At 59.1% G+C, this 16,938-nt stretch carries 13 protein-coding genes and 1 tRNA gene; 6 read left to right on the top strand and 8 right to left on the bottom strand.

What is annotated here, in order from left to right; genetic code table 11:
* Positions 1–100 precede the first annotated feature (100 nt).
* Together murA and ACFSE1_RS07595 are read right to left on the bottom strand one after the other, a co-directional pair.
* Positions 101–1,393: a UDP-N-acetylglucosamine 1-carboxyvinyltransferase gene (gene murA, locus ACFSE1_RS07600; protein WP_377398757.1), complete on the bottom strand. Its 1,293-nt coding sequence runs from the start codon at positions 1,391–1,393 to the stop codon at positions 101–103.
* A gap of 228 nt (positions 1,394–1,621) precedes the next feature.
* Positions 1,622–1,801 (bottom strand): hypothetical protein, encoded by a 180-nt coding sequence (locus tag ACFSE1_RS07595; protein ID WP_377398827.1) that lies wholly within the window; start codon positions 1,799–1,801, stop codon positions 1,622–1,624.
* Between the two features lie 170 nt (positions 1,802–1,971).
* Between ACFSE1_RS07595 and ACFSE1_RS07590 the strand changes: the two genes are divergently transcribed.
* Positions 1,972–2,046: transfer RNA gene (locus ACFSE1_RS07590), tRNA-Thr, on the top strand.
* Between the two features lie 245 nt (positions 2,047–2,291).
* Positions 2,292–2,762 (top strand): chemotaxis protein CheW, encoded by a 471-nt coding sequence (locus ACFSE1_RS07585; RefSeq protein ID WP_377398754.1) that lies wholly within the window; start codon positions 2,292–2,294, stop codon positions 2,760–2,762.
* 132 nt (positions 2,763–2,894) lie between these two features.
* Here ACFSE1_RS07585 and galE read toward each other — a convergent pair whose 3' ends face one another.
* The 3 genes from galE to mscL form a co-directional block, all read right to left on the bottom strand.
* Entirely contained in the window at positions 2,895–3,926 is a 1,032-nt protein-coding gene (galE, locus tag ACFSE1_RS07580) for a UDP-glucose 4-epimerase GalE (RefSeq protein ID WP_377398751.1), read from the bottom strand.
* A 172-nt stretch (positions 3,927–4,098) separates the two neighbouring features.
* Positions 4,099–5,265 (bottom strand): pyridoxal phosphate-dependent aminotransferase, encoded by a 1,167-nt coding sequence (locus ACFSE1_RS07575; RefSeq protein ID WP_377398748.1) that lies wholly within the window; start codon positions 5,263–5,265, stop codon positions 4,099–4,101.
* Between the two features lie 98 nt (positions 5,266–5,363).
* Positions 5,364–5,789, bottom strand: a complete 426-nt coding sequence (gene mscL, locus ACFSE1_RS07570) for a large conductance mechanosensitive channel protein MscL (protein ID WP_377398824.1) — start codon at positions 5,787–5,789, stop codon at positions 5,364–5,366.
* A gap of 208 nt (positions 5,790–5,997) precedes the next feature.
* On the opposite strand from mscL, the gene ACFSE1_RS07565 reads away from it, so the two are divergent.
* Positions 5,998–9,501, top strand: coding sequence for a PAS domain-containing hybrid sensor histidine kinase/response regulator (locus ACFSE1_RS07565; RefSeq protein WP_377398745.1), 3,504 nt, complete (start codon positions 5,998–6,000; stop codon positions 9,499–9,501).
* 208 nt (positions 9,502–9,709) lie between these two features.
* Positions 9,710–10,921 carry an OpgC family protein gene (locus ACFSE1_RS07560; RefSeq protein WP_377398742.1) on the top strand — a complete coding sequence of 404 codons (1,212 nt, stop codon included), beginning with the start codon at positions 9,710–9,712 and terminating at the stop codon, positions 10,919–10,921.
* A gap of 31 nt (positions 10,922–10,952) precedes the next feature.
* Here the strand turns inward: ACFSE1_RS07560 and ACFSE1_RS07555 are convergent, their stop codons facing one another.
* A complete protein-coding gene (locus tag ACFSE1_RS07555) occupies positions 10,953–12,098 on the bottom strand; it encodes a sensor histidine kinase (protein WP_377398739.1) in 1,146 nt (381 codons plus the stop codon).
* A 195-nt stretch (positions 12,099–12,293) separates the two neighbouring features.
* On the opposite strand from ACFSE1_RS07555, the gene ACFSE1_RS07550 reads away from it, so the two are divergent.
* Together ACFSE1_RS07550 and ACFSE1_RS07545 are read left to right on the top strand one after the other, a co-directional pair.
* A complete protein-coding gene (locus ACFSE1_RS07550; protein WP_377398736.1) occupies positions 12,294–12,656 on the top strand; it encodes a CidA/LrgA family protein in 363 nt (120 codons plus the stop codon).
* Positions 12,656–13,378, top strand: coding sequence for an LrgB family protein (locus tag ACFSE1_RS07545; protein ID WP_377398733.1), 723 nt, complete (start codon positions 12,656–12,658; stop codon positions 13,376–13,378). Before ACFSE1_RS07550 ends, ACFSE1_RS07545 begins: the two co-directional genes overlap by 1 nt.
* Positions 13,379–13,443: 65 nt before the next feature.
* On the opposite strand, the gene ACFSE1_RS07540 is transcribed toward ACFSE1_RS07545, so the two are convergent.
* Together ACFSE1_RS07540 and ACFSE1_RS07535 are read right to left on the bottom strand one after the other, a co-directional pair.
* The gene (locus ACFSE1_RS07540; protein WP_377398730.1) at positions 13,444–15,657 is read right to left on the bottom strand and encodes a 3-hydroxyacyl-CoA dehydrogenase NAD-binding domain-containing protein; all 2,214 of its coding nucleotides are present in this window, start codon (positions 15,655–15,657) and stop codon (positions 13,444–13,446) included.
* A gap of 15 nt (positions 15,658–15,672) precedes the next feature.
* Positions 15,673–16,881, bottom strand: a complete 1,209-nt coding sequence (locus ACFSE1_RS07535) for an acetyl-CoA C-acetyltransferase (protein WP_377398728.1) — start codon at positions 16,879–16,881, stop codon at positions 15,673–15,675.
* Positions 16,882–16,938 lie beyond the last annotated feature (57 nt).

Raw genomic sequence — 16,938 nt, 5'->3', positions numbered from 1 at the left:
TCTTCGATCCTTGCCAAGCTGCCTTGCAGCCGCTTCCCAGGCTCAGGAGATAGGATGTCGGCCGGCGGGAAACAACCGCCGGACGATGTGCCGCCAAACCTTATTCGCTGACCCGTTCCACCACGGCACCGCAGCGGGTGAGTTTTTCTTCCAGACGCTCGAAACCGCGGTCGAGGTGATAGACGCGGTTGACGATGGTCTCACCCTCGGCAGCAAGCCCGGCGATAACCAATGAGACGGAGGCGCGAAGGTCGGTCGCCATTACCGGCGCACCTTTGAGGCGCTGAACGCCTTCCACGCGGGCCATCTGGCCGGATAGCGAAATCCGGGCACCAAGGCGGGCGAGTTCCTGCACATGCATGAAACGATTTTCGAAAATGGTTTCGGTGATATGCGAAACGCCGGAAGAGCGCGTCATCAGCGCCATGAACTGTGCCTGGAGATCGGTCGGGAAGCCCGGGAAGGGCTCGGTCACGATATCGACGGGATGAATGCCGTTGCCATTGCGCACGACACGGATGCCGCTTTCCGTTGCCGTAATCTCGGCGCCTGCCTGACGCAGCGTTTCCAGTGCAGTGTCCAGAAGGGCCATGTCGGTTCCTTCCAGTGTCACATCGCCGCCGGTCATGGCAACCGCCATGGCATAGGTGCCGGTCTCGATTCGATCCGGCAGAACGCGATGGCGCGCGCCGGAAAGGCTGGTCACACCTTCGATGGTGATCGTCTTGCTGCCTGCGCCGGAGATTTTCGCCCCCATGGCATTGAGGCAATTGGCAAGATCGACAACTTCCGGCTCACGCGCCGCGTTTTCAATAATGGTCGTGCCCTTGGCAAGCGTGGCGGCCATCACCATCACATGCGTCGCCCCGACGGAAACCTTGGGGAAGGTGTATTTCGCGCCGACCAGGCCGCCCGCGGGCGCCGTTGCGTTCACATAACCGCCGTCGATTTCGATCTGCGCCCCAAGCGCCTGCAATCCCTCCAGGAAGAGATCGACCGGACGCGTGCCGATGGCGCAGCCGCCCGGCAGCGAAACCCGTGCACGGCCTTCGCGGGCAACCAGAGGCCCGATGACCCAGAAACTGGCGCGCATCTTGGAAACCAGCTCGTAAGGGGCGGTCGTGTCGGCAATGGTGCGGCAGGTGAAATGGATCGTGCGGGAGTAACCGTCTTCCTGGCGTTCGCGACGACCGTTGACGGCAATATCCACGCCGTGATTGCCGAGGATACGCATAAGCCCTTCGACATCGGCCAGATGCGGCACGTTTTCGAGTGTCAGCGTGTCACTGGTCAGAAGCGAGGCAATCATCAATGGGAGAGCGGCGTTTTTTGCGCCTGAAATCGGAATGATGCCGTGCAGCTTGTTGCCGCCAGAAATTCGGATGCGATCCATTCACTATCAACGAGCCTTCAAGGCCCGCCTTTCCTGTTACAGGCGAACATACCGGCCTTTCCAGGATCCGCTGCCGCCGCCACACTCTTGTTCGTTACGCTCGCCGTTTTTCGCATAAGCGCCAATCGGCGGCAAAGTCCCCCACAAGCCCCAGACTTATCGCGTCCCTTAGACGAAATCGCCCAAAGCTTCAATTCGCTTACCGGAATGTGCGGCCTTTGCTTTGCATCATGCGTCCGAATCGTCCGATTTTGCGGCAGGCAATCCTTCGCCAACATCCGCCTCCCCCGCCCGCCTTGCACGTGCCTGCTGTTTTCGGCGTGCCAGATTTTCGCGCAGTTTCTGGGCAGCACGCGCCTTGCGCAGCTCCGTTTCCGTTGGCTGCGAGCGCACAGGCTTCGCATTCATCGATTCGTCGTCTTCAGTCATGAACTCACCCTACTGCAAGCCGTTCGAAACCGAAACGGTCGCCGGCTTCTGACGGTTTTGACAATTTTGTAGAGTTTGCGGCTTGCACTCGTGAACAAGCTATGGCAATAGGCCCCTCGTTCCGGCGAGGCAAGCCCCGCCAACAGGATGCTGCGGTAGCTCAGTGGTAGAGCACTCCCTTGGTAAGGGAGAGGTCGAGAGTTCAATCCTCTTTCGCAGCACCATTTCCAAAGATTTTCCTTCAATCTCCCCTTATCGTTGTATTTGCCAAAAATTACTGGTTCTGCGTGCCCGTCATTAGGAAAGCGGAAATCTTCTTCAGCAATATTCGTGAAATATTGGAGTGATTCGCTGGCATTCGCCCCAAACAGCCCACGGCCAAAACCTGGCCGGGCCCATAGGGGCAAGGATGCAGACGCGAATTCGAGGCTCGACAACTCACTTATGAAACCAATTGCTGGGGGTTTTGATGGACGCGATACAGATGAGCGGCGAAGAAGTTCTGGAAATCATTGCGTTCCGACTGCATTCGCAGGAGTTTTGCGTTCGCACCACGTCCATTCGCGAAATTCGCGGCTGGGCTCCGGTCACCCCGCTGCCGCACGCACCCTATGACGTGATCGGCGTGATGAACCTGCGTGGCACGGTGATCCCGATTGTCGATCTGGCCGTGAAGCTTGGCATGCACAACACGGAAGTCAACGAACGCAGCGCCATCGTCGTTGCTGATATCAAGGGCATGACGGTTGGTCTGCTGGTCGATCGCGTGTCTGACATCATGACGATCCCCTCAAGCCGTCTCCAGCCAGTGCCGACGGCGGCAGGCTCCAGCGGTGCCTTCTCCGATGGTCTGATCGCCCATGACAGCGGAATGATCTGCTTCCTGAACCTGGAGCGCATGTTCGAGACCGGCAGCGACGACTGGGGCATGGTGGCCTGATCAGGCAGCCCGTTTCCTTTTCTCAAGCAGAAGGCGCCGTATAAAACGGCGCCTTCTGTCGTTACGGGTGATGCTCTTGTTCTCGCGCATGTCGTGGCCGCAAAACCGCTACACACTTTTGCGCGACATGCTTTAGAAACTCGCAGCAAGTCTACGGTGAATCGTCGTGAGATCGCCCTGGCGTCTGGCCTGAAGCGTCTCCTCCCAATCGAGCGCCGTGGCAATGATGTGGTCGAGGTTTGCGTGTCGCGGCCGCCAACCCAGAATCTCGCGGGCGCGTGAGGAATCCGCCACAACGGCTGCCGTATCCCCCGGTCTGCGCGGACAGAAGCGAACGCGGAAATCCTGGCCATGCACGCGCTTGACGGACTCGACGACCTGCAGCACCGAATAGCCGGCGCCATAGCCGCAATTGGCGATCATGGAGCCGCCGCCACGGCGCAGATAGGCAAGTGCATTCAGGTGCGCGGCCACCAGATCGCTGACATGGATGTAATCGCGAACGCCTGTGCCGTCCACGGTCGGATAGTCCGTTCCATAGACATCGAGCGCCTCCCGCCTTCCGAGTGCCGCCTCGCAGGCCAGTTTGATAAGGTGGGTCGCTCCCTGTGTCGAGAGGCCCGTCCGACCCTGTGGATCGGCTCCGGCAACGTTGAAATAGCGCAGCACGACATAGCGGAACGGATGCGCATTGGCCGCATCGCGCAGCATCATTTCCGACATCAGCTTGGACTGGCCGTAAGGGTTCTTCGGATAGGTAGGGTCTGATTCGCGAACCAGTCCCTCGCCCACGTTATCGCCGTATACCGCTGCGGTGGACGAGAAGACGAAATTCTCGATACCCGCCTCGATCGCCGCCGAGGCGAGGACGCCGGTTTTGGACGTATTGTTTTCGTAATATTCCAGCGGATGCAGGACCGATTGCGGCACGACAATGGAGCCCGCGAAGTGCAATACGGCATCAATGCTGTTTTCCGCGAAAATCCGCCTCAGAAGCTCGCGATCACCCACATCGCCAAGGTAGAACCGTGCCTCATCGGGCACCGCCCAACGAAATCCGGTGGAGAGCCTGTCGAGCACAACGACATCCTCCCCCGCATCCAGCAACGCCCACACCATGTGGCTGCCGATGTACCCTGCTCCACCCGTCACCAGAACCGTCATGTCCGATGCTCCCTGCCAGTCTTGATTGGAACATCCAACCACGACGGGCTTCAGGAGATCTTACCGGGACGCATTAGAGCAAACTATTGTAATCACTATGGAAAATGAAGGTTTTCAATTTTCCGCGCAATTTTAGCGAATAAGCTCGTATCGGCACGAATATCCAAGTTTATCAAAGCCTGGAAATGTAGTCCGCCAGTCGGGACGCCGCGTCCGAAATCTGGGCAGGATCGCGCAGGAAACAGGCTCTGAGGAAGCTTTCGCCGCCCGGTCCAAATGCTGTTCCGGGTGCCAGTCCAACAAGCGTCTTGTCAACGATGTCGAAGGCAGCGCGCCTTGGATCGTCGATCCCGTCTATGCGAAGGAAGGCGTAGATGGCGCCGCTCGGCTTCAGGGTCTGCACGCGGTTGGTGGCAATCAGCGTGTCGCAGAGAATATTGCGGGAGGTCTTTGCCCGCTCGAAATTGGCGCGCACAAACTCATCCCCCTGCTCCAGTGCTGCAATCGCACCGCGCTGCATGAAGGGTGTCAGGCCAGAGCTTGAATACTGGATTAGGTTTTCCAGCACCTGGCCGATCTCCGGCGGTGCGACGATCCAGCCCACGCGCCAGCCGGTCATCGACCAGTTCTTGGAGAAGGAATTGGCATAGATGATCCGGTCGCCCTCTTGCTGCACGTCCAGAAAGGAGGGAGCCCGCTCACCATCGTAGAAGTAGAGCGCGTAAATTTCGTCGGCGATGATCCACAGACCATGCTTTCGGGCGAGAGCCAGAATGTTGCTCAGATCCTCACGCGTCGCCGTCCAGCCAGTCGGATTGGAAGGCGTGTTGATGAAGAGCGCCTTGGTGCGGGCTGTGATTGCCGCTTCCAGCTTACCCGTATCGAGCGACCAGCCGCCATCGACAAAGTCGACCGGCACCGCCACCGGCTTTGCCCCGGCCACGCCAACGGCCGCCACGATATTCGGCCAGCTCGGCGTGAGATAGACGATTTCGTCACCTGCAGAGGTCAGTGCCTGCACACACAGATTGATGGCATGCATGCCGGAACTGGTGGCGAAGAAATGCTCGGCGGAAAGGCTGACGCCGAAATGACGGCGGTAATAGTTCGACAGCGCCTGACGCAGTTCCGGCAGGCCGCGCTGCCAGGTGTAGAAGGTCTCACCCGCATCGAGAGAAGCCTTGGTAGCGTCATTGATGAAGGCTGGAGAGGGAAGATCCCCCTCGCCAGCCCACAACGGAATCAGCCCCTCACGGCCTCGGGCATAGTTCACCAGTTCAACAATACCGCTTTGCGGCGCGGCGAGCGCGCGTGCGCTGAGGCTTTCCATGATCGTCATAAGGGCATCTCCAGTGGAAATTCCTCATACCGCAATTACACACGGAAAACCCATTCCTTTCAGTGAGATCGGAATCGATTATGGTGATGGAAAAGCGATCAGGCGCGCGTTTTCAGAAGATCGCGAATTTCCGTCAGAAGCTGCACATCGGCTGGCGGCGGAGCGGGAGAGGCTTCCGCCGGCTTCTTTTCCTCCATGGCGCGAATACGGTTCACGCCCTTGACCATCAGAAAGATGATCCATGCGAGAATCAGGAAATTGATGATCACCGTAATGAACTTGCCATAGGCAAACACCGCACCCTGCGCTCTGGCCGCTTCCAGAGTATCTGCCGTCACGGCTGAAGTGAGCGGCAGGAAGTAATTCGAGAAATCGATGCCGCCAACGATAACGCCGACAAAGGGCATAACAACATCATTGACCAGCGAGTTGACGATGCCGGTAAAGGCGCCGCCGATAATGATACCTACCGCAAGGTCAACCACGTTGCCTTTGGCTATGAACGACCGAAACTCACTGATCATCGACATGGCGAAACCTTTCCCCGCGCATCCTAAAAATTTAAGTTTTTCGCAATATACCGCCCGCCTGCCGCTTGGAAAGATGGAAAGGCACGTCGAATTTAATCTCTATTGTACTTTTTGACGAGAGCACCCTCAATTTCCAAGGGAGCCGAATTGTCCTAGTATCGCCGCTGAAATGCGATCGGCGCATGCCTGAAGCGGAGGTTCGATGCTGCCCGGCTGGATGATACTGCTGTCCGCTTGCGGCTACATTCTGCTGCTCTTTGCCGTCGCCAGCTATGGCGACCGCAGGGCAAGGAAGTTTGGCGTGCCGAAAATTGGCCGGCCCGCGGTCTATGCGCTCAGCCTCGGGGTCTACTGCACCTCCTGGACCTATTTCGGCGGCGTGGGCCTTGCCGCCCACAAAGGACTGGAATTTACCGGCATCTATATCGGTCCCATCCTGGTATTCCTGTTGCTGATGCCGCTTATTCGCCGGATCGTGGAGCTGGCAAAGGCGGAGAAACTCACCTCGGTTGCGGATTTCATTGCCGCGCGATACGGGAAAAATTCCGGCGTGGCGCTGCTGGTGTCCATCATTTCCCTGATCGGCGCCATTCCCTACATCGCCCTGCAACTGCGTGCCGTCTCCAGCTCGGTCTCTGCGGTGGTGGATCCGTCGGCCTACGGGATCGGCAACGGCAATCTCTATTTCATCGATCTGGCCCTCATCGTCACACTGCTGATGGCCGTCTTTGCCGTCATGTTCGGCACGCGCCACGCGGATGCGACAGAGCACCAGGATGGCCTGACGCTGGCCGTTGCCATGGAATCGCTGGTCAAGCTCATCGCTTTCCTCACGGTTGGCCTGACGGTTCTTTATGTCATTTTCGACGGCCCGATGGATCTGTGGCAAAGGGCTTCTGCCAATGAGCTGGTTCACTCGGCGCTCAGTTACGAAACGCCGGTCTCGCGCTGGCTTCTGTTGATCGGGCTTTCCGCCTTCGCCATTTTGATGCTTCCACGACAGTTCCACGTCATGGTGGTAGAAAACCGCACTGCTGGCGAACTCAGGCGTGCGGCCTGGCTCTTTCCGCTTTATCTCATTGCCATCAACATCTTCGTGCTGCCGGTGGCCATGGGCGGGCTGATCGCCTTTTCCGGCGGCGGCAATATGGATCTCTATGTCCTGCAATTGCCGCTCAGCCAAAGCTTGCCGATCATATCCCTGATCAGTTTCATCGGTGGCTTTTCTGCTGCAACCGCCATGGTGATTGTCGAGTCGGTCGCGCTTTCCATCATGATCTCGAACGACATCGTGATGCCGATTTTCCTGCGCCGCAAATCGATGACCTTGCGGGACGACCGCGCCTCCTTCGTCAAGAATCTCCTGCGCATCCGCCGAACCGCAATCTTTGCCGTGCTCCTGCTCGGCTATGCCTATTACCGTGCGGGTGACAGTGAAACCGGATTGGCGTCCATCGGCCTTCTGGCCTTTGCCGCAACGGCCCAGATTGCGCCTTCCATGCTGGGTGGCCTGCTGTGGAGACGGGCAAATGCGCGCGGTGCCATTGCAGGCATGCTGCTCGGCCTTGTCGTATGGGCCTATCTTCTGTTTCTTCCAAGCCTTGGCGGACCGGACAATTCCGCGCTGGCCTCCACCATTCTCGATTTCCTTCTGCCCGGCACTGGCATTTTTTCCGGACCCAATGCCGATCCCCTGGTCAACGGCGTTCTCCTCAGCCTGATTCTCAACTGCGCCGGTTTCTTTCTGGGTTCCCTGTCGCGCAATCCACGGCCGGTGGAGCGAATCCAGGCGGGCATTTTCGTGAAACGGCAGTCCCGCTCGCAATTTGCAACGCGCGGCTGGAAGACACGGGTGAGCGTTGGCGATCTCAAGGCTGCCATTGCCCGCTACCTCGGCGAGGAACGCATGCGCCGCTCCTTTGCCAATTACGAAAGCACCACCGGACGGCCGCTGGCCGACGATGCGGCCGCAGATATGGCGCTGATCCATTTTTCGGAACAATTGCTGGGCAGCGCCATCGGCTCATCCTCCGCACGGCTTGTCCTTTCGCTCATTCTGCAAAAGGTGGAGGATGCCAGTGCCGATACCGCATGGCTTCTCGATCAGGCCAGCGAGGCGCTTCTCTACAACCAGGACATTCTGCAAACGGCGCTCTCGCAGATGGACCAGGGTGTCGCAGTCTTCGATAGTTCGGATCGGCTGGCCATCTGGAACCGGCGCTTCCGCAATCTTCTGGACCTGCCCGAACAGGTTGGGCAGGTGGGCTATCCCTTGCGGGACATCATCGATCTGCTGGCCGAGCGAGGCACTATTTCCGAGGACGACGCGGCCAATATGATGGCGCGGATCAAGACCTTCGATACACCCTTCTCACTCGTGCTGCGCAATGGGGAACGGGTGATCGAAATCCGCTCCAATGCCATGCCGGATCAGGGGATCGTCGCCACCTTCACCGATATGACCGAGCGCATGGCGGCGGCGGAAGCCTTGCGGCAAGCCAATGAAACGCTGGAACAGCGGGTGGAGGAGCGCACATCCGAGCTGACGCGGGTTAACCGTGCCCTGGCTGAAGCCCGCGCGGCAGCGGATGAAGCCAATCTGGGCAAGACGCGCTTTTTCGCCGCTGCCGGTCATGACATCCTGCAGCCGTTGAACGCGGCGCGCCTCTACTCATCCTCGCTGGTGGAGCGTCTGGGCGAATCGGACGATAGCCAGCTTGTGCGCAATATCGATTCCGCGCTGGAATCAGTGGAAAGCATTCTGGGTGCCGTGCTGGATATTTCCCGTCTGGATACCGGGGCCATGAAGCCGCGGCTCAGCACGGTTCCTCTGGGCGAACTGTTCCAGCGCATCGAAACGGATTTTGCCCCGATTGCGCGGGAGAAGAACCTGAAATTCAAGGTTCTGCCCACGTCCCTTTATGTCCGCACGGACGCAAATCTGCTCCGGCGACTGGTGCAGAACCTTGTCTCCAACGCGATCAAATACACGATCAGCGGCAAGGTTCTGGTCGGCGCGCGCCGTCGTGGCAAGGATGTGGTGATCGAGGTGCTCGATTCCGGCATCGGCATCCCCTCTTCCAAGTTCAAATCCGTGTTCAAGGAGTTCACCCGCCTCGATGAGGGCGCACGCACGGCGGCGGGCCTTGGCCTTGGCCTGTCCATCGTCGACCGCATATCGCGCGTGCTGGCGCATCCCGTGGAACTCACCTCGACGCCCGGTCGCGGCACCATTTTCCGGGTGCGCCTGCCGCGTGAGAAAAGTGCAGCCTCCCCTGCATCACAGGGCGGAAACAGCCGTGCAAATCCGCAGCCCCTGTCCGGCCTGCGCGTGCTGTGCATCGATAACGAAACCTCGATCCTCGAGGGCATGAAGCTTCTTCTTTCCGGCTGGGGATGCAGCGTTTCGACTGCCAGCTCCGTCGATCAGCTGTCGGCGCTGCTGAGCACCGGCGATACGGTTCCCGATATTGTGATTGCCGATTATCACCTCGACGAGGGAAGCGGGATCGACGCCATTCTGGCTGCTCGCTCTCTCACAGGCTCGCCCCTGCCCGGCCTGGTGATTACCGCCGACAGAACCCCGGAAGTGCGGGCGGAAGCGGAGAAATACGGTCTCGGCCTTCAGCACAAGCCGGTCAAGCCCGCTGCCCTTCGCGCCTTCATCACACAGGCCGCAGGTCTGCGCCGTGCCGCAGCTGAGTGAATATCGCATTCATTAGCGGTTCATGACACGCTTGTGACAATCCCCAAATCACAATAGAGGCTGAACGCGCGGAACCGCTCCGTGAAGTGCGCGTTTAGAGCGGTGTTCGACATCACGAACATTGCTTTGAAGCCCGATCATCCTGCCCGTAGAGGCCCATCGGATCGCGAGCCCTTGGCCCATGATCCGCTCAAGGAGAACGCGACCGATGAAACGCTATGACCTCATTGACGGTATGCGAGGCTATTTCCTCGTTTTCATGCTGATCAATCACCTTGTCTTCGCCGGCGGCTACTGGCTGGTCAACATCAACCACAACCAGCTTGCCTTCGTGGAAGACGCGCAGGGCTTCGTGTTTCTCTCCGGTCTGCTGATCGGAATGGTCTATGTGCGCAAGATGGCCAAGAACGGCTATGAATTCGGGCGCAATGCCATCTATTCCCGCGCATTTGAACTGTATCGCTATGCCATGGGCATCGTGATTTGCGTCCTGGCCGCACAGATGGTCCTGCCGGGAGCCTATTACGTCTGGTACAACTGGCTTGGCTATACCACTTTCGACGATCCGATCCGTCTGGCCGCGATTGCAAGCTTCGTGTTCCAGCCGACCTTCATGGATATCCTGCCGCAATACATCATTTACATGATCTTTGCCCCCATGCTGGTGAAGCTGGTGATCGATGGAAAATGGGCGCATGTCATGGCCGGTTCGCTCATCCTTTGGATGGCGGGGCAGCTTGGCCTGCAAAAGCTTGTCACCGAGCCAATGAACCACTTCTTCATGCGGCCGGATGAACAGGGCATTCGCGCCTCGTTCAACCTGCTCGGCTGGCAGATCGTCTTCTATTCGGGCCTGGTGCTGGGTGCGATGACCTCGCTGAACAAGATCAACTGGACGGGTATCTTTTCGCCGAAGAACACCTTCATCCCGACCATCTGCGTGCTGGTCTGCGCCTTCTTCCTGCCGCTGCGCATCCTCACCGCACATGGCATGATGCCGGCGGAACTGGTGGGCAAGTTTGCGACCATGGAAATTCGCGCCGATTTCGGCCCGGTCTATCTCATCAACTTCGTGGCAGCCGCCACGCTCATCACCTGGCTTGTGATTGCAGGGCCAAAGCACAAGGCGCTCTGGGTGCAGCGCATCGGCAATGCCATCATCTGGGTGCTGTCGCTGAAGTTCCTGCAGCTGCTCGGCCGCCACTCGCTCTATGTCTATGTTTGGCACGTCGCCATCGTCTACGGCGTCTATTACCTCGACGGCCGCACGCCGGAACTGTCGCAATTGACGAAAACCGCAATTGCCCTGTGCTGCATCGGCCTGCTGGCACTGCCAGCCCTGTGGAGAGAGCGGGACAAGTGGCTGCCGCACGGCCAGACACCGGGCACCGTGAAGGTTCCTGCGGGCAAGAAAGCCTGAGACACTCCTCTGACGGCGCCGAAAGGCGCCGTTACTCGTTTTGCGATGCCAGAACGGTATCAGCCAGCATCCGCAGGGTGACGCACAAACCTTCGGGCTGATAATCCAGCTTGCAATCGCTGCCATAGCTTTTGGCAAGGCGCCGCACCAGTTCGGTCCCGAATCCGGCATTCGAAGGCGGCGTCACCTGCGGGCCGCCGCGCTCCTCCCACGTCAATTCGATCCATCGCGTCGGCTCGGCCTCGTCATCGCCCCCCACCTCTTCGCGTAGCTGCCAATGAATGCGAATGCGCCCGCTCTCCCGCGAAAGGGCACCGTATTTGAAGGCATTGGTGCCAAGCTCATGCATGATGAGGCTCAGCGAAATGATGGAGGATCCATTCAGCCTCAGAACCGGGCCTTCGAAGCTCAGCCTGTCGCCCAGGGTCAGGCCCAGCGGCTCGACAGATGACAGGATTGCATCTCGCATGGAGGTGCTGCCACCATGTAGCGAGCCTCTCAACAGCGCAATGGAATGGCCCATGGCCTGAATGCGCTGGCGCAGCTGGGCGCCCAGTTGCTCCGGCGTACTGGCATGGCGCTGCGACAGGGAGATCAACCCGCTCGTGGTCGCCAGCAGGTTCTTCAAACGGTGATCAACCTCTTCGGAAACAAGCTGCTGCAGGTGAAGATGCCGGGTCAAATCTTCCCGCGCCCGCATTTGCTGGGCATAGGCCATCAGAAGCAACCGCAGAAGGCCAAGATCGATCCCGATGACGATGAAGAAAAAGATCAGCGCGGTGGCCGACTGGGCATTGATGTCCAGGCTTTGGACCGGCGGAATGAACCAGTACCACGCAACACCGCCCGAGATGACGGTGTTCAACAGGGCCGGCCCCATGCCGAAAATGAAACCCGTGAGGATGACCGCGGGGAAAAAGGTGAGATAGGGGAAGCCTGGAGGCAGATAGGGATCGATCACGAACCGGGCCCAGATCGCAACCAGCTCTATGAGCAGCGAAGCGCCATAGGCCAAGGCGATTTGCCGGGCGCTGGCGGGCTCCAGAGTTGCGCGGAAGGATGGCAAACGTGTCAGCAGCTTCACAAGCTGTATATCGCGCCTGGCACCATCAGACATCATCGCTTCCTGCGCGACATCCGTCTTCGGAGAGGCATATGGCCTGTCTGCTTTGTTCATCCGGCGCCCTTGGGATAAGTCAGTACTGGTTTACCCTAATCCTGCCCTGTTTGTCGCCATGCCTTGAGATTATTAGTGTTGTCAAAGGTAGTTTTTCTACCCTCCAAATGCCTGCTCAACGGTGTTTTTCCCGCACCTTGCCTATGAAGGGCGGGGCAGACCCATTCTTGAACACATCTCCCCACAGGAGCCACCATGATTCGCGGTTTCGCCGTCCTGCTTCTCTTCCAATTGCTGGGCGAAAGTCTCGTCTTTCTGACAAAGCTGCCTGTGCCCGGTCCGGTGATCGGGCTCGTGCTTCTGTTTCTGGCCTTGCGCGCCTTTCACCTGACGGGGCGGCCCAAGCCTGTGCAGGTCGAAGGCGCATCGGCAGCGCTTCTCTCCAATCTGGGTCTTCTGTTCGTGCCTGCGGGCGTTGGCGTCGTATCGCTCTGGGGCGTGGTGAAATCCGAGGCCGGGTCCATCGCCTTTGTCCTGGTGCTGTCGGCAGTGTTCACGCTTGCCGTGACCGTATGGACCTTTATCGCGGCACGCCGTTTCTTTGCGAGGCAGGCTTGATGCGCAGTCCGGTCGATCTTTGGGTTTATCTCTCCACCTCCCCCCTGATCTGGTTGACGTTGACAGTCTGCACCTGGATCGGAGCCACCGAGTTTTCGATCCTGGTCAGGCGCCATCCGCTCGCCAACCCGGTTCTGACTTCGATCCTCACCCTGTCGCTCATCGTCACGCTTTTCGACATTCCCTACCAGACCTTTTTCGCAGGCGCGCAATTCGTGCATTTCCTGCTCGGCCCGGCCACGGTGGCCATTGCGGTGCCACTCTATCTGCGTTGGGACGAGGTGAAGAAGGTTCTGGCACCGATCGGCGTTGCCCTTGCTGTCGGCTCGCTCGCAGCGGTCATTTCCGTCCTGCTGCTGGGCTGGATCGTGGGTTTGCCGCGCGATGTGCTTATCTCGTTTCTGCCGAAATCGGCCACCGCCGGTGTGGCCATGGCGATCTCCTCGTCGCTCGGCGGCAATCCGTCCCTGACGGCCGTGCTGGTGATCCTGACCGGAATTGTCGGCGCGCTGATCGTCACGCCCTTCATGAACCGCATGGGCATTCGCGATTATGCGGCGAGAGGTTTTGCCGTGGGATTGACCTCGCACGGCATCGGCACGGCACGCGCCTATGAGGTGGACCCGACAGCGGGCCTGTTTGCGGGAATTGCCATGGCGCTGAATGCGATTGCCACCTCCCTCATCGTGCCGCTCATTGTGCATATGCTGCCTGGAGGCTGAGATGAAACTGCACCGGAAACAGAGATAGGCCCCGCAGGGCCTATCCTTTTCGTTTCGCCGGTGTGTCAGGCCGCCTTCTGCTCTGCCCCATAGGGGTTGAAGCGCGTGTAGAAGGTCTCACCCTTTGCCGCCATGTCCTTGAGAAGCGGTGTCGGCTTGAAGTGATCGCCGTATTGCGCGGCCAGCTTTTCGCAAAGTTCCACAAAGGTCTTCACGCCCATGCCGTCGATATAGGAGAGCGTGCCGCCCGTGTAAGGCGCAAAACCGAAGCCGAGAATGGAGCCGACATCGGCCTCACGCGGATCGGTCACAATGCCCTCTTCCATGGTCCGCGCCGCTTCGAGCGCAATGGTCACGAGAAGGCGCTGCTTCAGCACGTTCACATCCACTTCGGATGCGTGCTTCTGGGGGTAGAGATCCTTGAGGCCCGGCCACAGGAACTTCTTGGCGGGCTTTGCGGGATATTCGTAGAAGCCCTTGCCATTCTTGCGGCCACGACGGTCCAGATCGTTCACCAGCTTGTCGACCAGCGCCATATGCTCCTGCTTCACGGAGGCCTCGCCCAGATCGGCGATGGAGGCCTTCATGATCTTCTGGGAAAGATCGACGGCCACTTCATCGTTCAACGACAGCGGGCCAACAGGCATGCCAGCCATCTTGGCGGCGTTTTCGATCATCACCGCAGGCACGCCTTCAATCAGCATGTCATAGGCTTCGTTGATAAAGCGGAAGACGCAGCGGTTGACGTAGAAGCCACGCGTATCGTTGACGACGATGGGCGTCTTCTTGATCTGCGCGACATAATCCAGAGCGACCGCCAGAGCCTCATCGCCCGTCTCCTCGCCGAGGATCACTTCCGTCAGCATCATCTTCTCAACCGGCGAGAAGAAATGCACGCCGATGAACTGCTTTGGACGCCTGGAGTTCTTGGCAAGGCCCGTGATGGGCAGCGTCGAGGTGTTGGAGGCAAAGATCGCCGTCTCCGGCAGAACGGCCTCGACCTTCTCAATCACATCCTTCTTCACCTGACGGTCTTCGAACACAGCCTCGATGACCAGCGGAACATCCGAAAGCGTTGCGTAATCTGCCGTCGGCGTAATGAGGGAGAGAAGCTTTTCGCCCTCCTCCTTGGTCATGCGACCCTTGCCCACCTGATCAGCCACCAGCTTTTCAGAATGCGCCTTGCCCTTTGCAGCAGCGTCTTCATCGCGATCGATCAGCGAAACCGCAATGCCCGCAGCAGCCGAAACATAGGCGATGGACGCGCCCATGAAACCTGCGCCAACCACGCCGATTTTGGAAAGCTTCTGCTTTTCCGGCCCTGCCGGACGGCGCGCACCCTTGCCCAGTTCCTGCATGGAAATGAACAGAGAGCGGATCATCGAGAAGGCTTCGGTGGAGCGCAGGATCTGCGTGAAATAGCGCTGCTCGATCTTCAGGCCCGTATCGAAGGGCACCTGCAAACCTTCGTAAACGCATTTCAGAATGGCGAGAGCACCGGGATAATTGCCCGCCGTCTCACGGCGCAGAATTGCCGGGGCCGCTGGCCACAGCTGTGCGGCAGCGGGCGTCCAGATGCCGCCGCCGGGCACCTTGAAACCCTTCTCGTCCCAGGGTGCTACCGGCTTCAGACCATCCTTGATCATCTGCTTGGCTGCGGAAATGAGCTGATCCGGCTCGACAACCTGATGAACGAGGTTCATGGCCTTGGCGCGCTGTGGTGTCAAAGTCTGGCCCGTCGTCATCATTTGAAGCGCGTCCTGCGTATTGGCAAGGCGTGCCACACGCTGCGTGCCGCCAGCGCCGGGGAAAATGCCGACCTTCACTTCCGGCAAAGCGAGCTTCACGGATTTGGAATTGGCAGCCACGCGACCATGGCAGGCAAGCGACAGTTCCAGCGCACCACCCATGCACACGCCATTGATGGCGGATACCCAGGGCTTGCCGCAGATTTCGATCTTGCGCCACAGCCAGGTCATGCGACCGGCCACGTCGAAGAGCTTCTGCATCGCCGTATCGGGGTTCTTTTCCTGCTCTTCATGCAAAAGCTGGAACATGCCACGGATCATGGTCAGGTCCGCACCACCGGAGAAGGTTGCCTTGCCGGAGGTAAAGACGACGCCCTTGACCGTCTCGTCCTTCACCACTGCATCCACAATGGCGTCGATCTCGTCCATCACCTCGACGGTGAAAACATTCATGCTCTTGTCCGGCATGTCCCAGGTAACGAGAGCAATGCCGTCTGCGTCGGTTTCGACGGTGAAATTCTTGTAGGTCATTGTCATTCCTCCCGATCAGACGCGTTCGATCACAGTCGCCGTACCCATGCCTGCACCGATGCAGAGGGTAACCAGCGCAGTGTTCAAATCCCGGCGCTCGAGTTCATCGAGAACCGTGCCGAGGATCATGGCACCCGTGGCGCCGAGCGGATGGCCCATGGCAATCGCGCCGCCATTGACGTTCATGATGTCGTGGGAAATCTCAAAGGCTTGAAGATAGCGCAGCACGACAGCCGCGAAGGCTTCGTTGAGCTCGAACAGGTCAATGTCGGAAATTGACATGCCGGTTTTCTTCAAAAGCTTTTCCGTCACATCGACCGGGCCAGTCAGCATCAGCGCCGGATCGGAACCGATATTGGTAAAGGCGCGGATGCGGGCGCGCGGCTTCAGGCCCATGGTTTCGCCACCCGCCTTGGAGCCCAAGAGAACGGCCGCTGCGCCATCCACGATACCGGAGGAGTTACCGGCATGGTGGACGTAATTGATGCGCTCGATTTCGGGATGCGCCTGAATGCCAACCGCTTCAAAGCCGCCCATTTCGCCCGGCATCTGGAAGCTCGGATTGAGCGAGGCAAGCCCCTGCATATCGGTGCCCGGACGCATATGCTCATCGCGATCCAGGATAACGAGACCGTTCTGATCCTTCACCGGAATGACGGAGTTCTTGAAGTAGCCCTTCTCCCAGGCATTTGCGGCGCGCTTCTGGCTTTCCACCGCATAGGCATCCACGTCATCGCGGGTAAAGCCATACTTTGTGGCAATCAGATCGGCGGAGACGCCCTGCGGCATGAAATAGCCGGGAAAATTGACCGAAGGATCCATGTACCAGGCACCGCCGGACATGCCCATGCCAACGCGCGACATGCTTTCAACGCCGCCTGCAATCACGATCTCATCCGAACCGGCAACGATCTTGCCAGCGCCGAAGTTCACGGCATCGAGACCCGATGCGCAGAACCTCGAAATCTGCATGCCCGGCGCCTTGGTGGAGTAACCCGCCTCGAAAGCCGCAGCCTTCGGGATCACCGCACCGGAATCCATCACCGGATCGACGCAGCCCATGATGATGTCGTCCACCTGCGCAGTGTCCAGGCCGTTGCGGTCGCGAATGGCTTCCAGCGTCTTGGCAGCAAGGCGAACGGAGGGCACTTCGTGCAGGGAACCATCCTTCTTGCCACGGCCGCGCGGTGTGCGCACGTGGTCATAGATATAGACTTCGGTCATTGTCTCTCTCCCTATGGCGCAAGCGCGCCTGAATAGTCACTGCGACGCCCCTTCTGG

Source organism: Affinirhizobium helianthi, from assembly GCF_042680945.1.
In the GTDB taxonomy this organism is placed as follows: Bacteria; Pseudomonadota; Alphaproteobacteria; order Rhizobiales; family Rhizobiaceae; genus Neorhizobium; species Neorhizobium helianthi.
Note: the sequence above shows the minus strand (reverse complement) of the source record. Positions and strands in the feature narration are given on the sequence as shown.

What these genes read in the sequence shown, in the direction of transcription:
- murA (WP_377398757.1), bottom strand. Translation starts at nt 1,393, where the DNA reads ATGGATCGCATCCGAATTTCTGGCGGCAACAAGCTGCACGGCATCATT.
- ACFSE1_RS07595 (WP_377398827.1), bottom strand. Translation starts at nt 1,801, where the DNA reads ATGAATGCGAAGCCTGTGCGCTCGCAGCCAACGGAAACGGAGCTGCGC.
- ACFSE1_RS07585 (WP_377398754.1), top strand. Translation starts at nt 2,292, where the DNA reads ATGGACGCGATACAGATGAGCGGCGAAGAAGTTCTGGAAATCATTGCG.
- galE (WP_377398751.1), bottom strand. Translation starts at nt 3,926, where the DNA reads ATGACGGTTCTGGTGACGGGTGGAGCAGGGTACATCGGCAGCCACATG.
- ACFSE1_RS07575 (WP_377398748.1), bottom strand. Translation starts at nt 5,265, where the DNA reads ATGACGATCATGGAAAGCCTCAGCGCACGCGCGCTCGCCGCGCCGCAA.
- mscL (WP_377398824.1), bottom strand. Translation starts at nt 5,789, where the DNA reads ATGATCAGTGAGTTTCGGTCGTTCATAGCCAAAGGCAACGTGGTTGAC.
- ACFSE1_RS07565 (WP_377398745.1), top strand. Translation starts at nt 5,998, where the DNA reads ATGCTGCCCGGCTGGATGATACTGCTGTCCGCTTGCGGCTACATTCTG.
- ACFSE1_RS07560 (WP_377398742.1), top strand. Translation starts at nt 9,710, where the DNA reads ATGAAACGCTATGACCTCATTGACGGTATGCGAGGCTATTTCCTCGTT.
- ACFSE1_RS07555 (WP_377398739.1), bottom strand. Translation starts at nt 12,098, where the DNA reads ATGAACAAAGCAGACAGGCCATATGCCTCTCCGAAGACGGATGTCGCG.
- ACFSE1_RS07550 (WP_377398736.1), top strand. Translation starts at nt 12,294, where the DNA reads ATGATTCGCGGTTTCGCCGTCCTGCTTCTCTTCCAATTGCTGGGCGAA.
- ACFSE1_RS07545 (WP_377398733.1), top strand. Translation starts at nt 12,656, where the DNA reads ATGCGCAGTCCGGTCGATCTTTGGGTTTATCTCTCCACCTCCCCCCTG.
- ACFSE1_RS07540 (WP_377398730.1), bottom strand. Translation starts at nt 15,657, where the DNA reads ATGACCTACAAGAATTTCACCGTCGAAACCGACGCAGACGGCATTGCT.
- ACFSE1_RS07535 (WP_377398728.1), bottom strand. Translation starts at nt 16,881, where the DNA reads ATGACCGAAGTCTATATCTATGACCACGTGCGCACACCGCGCGGCCGT.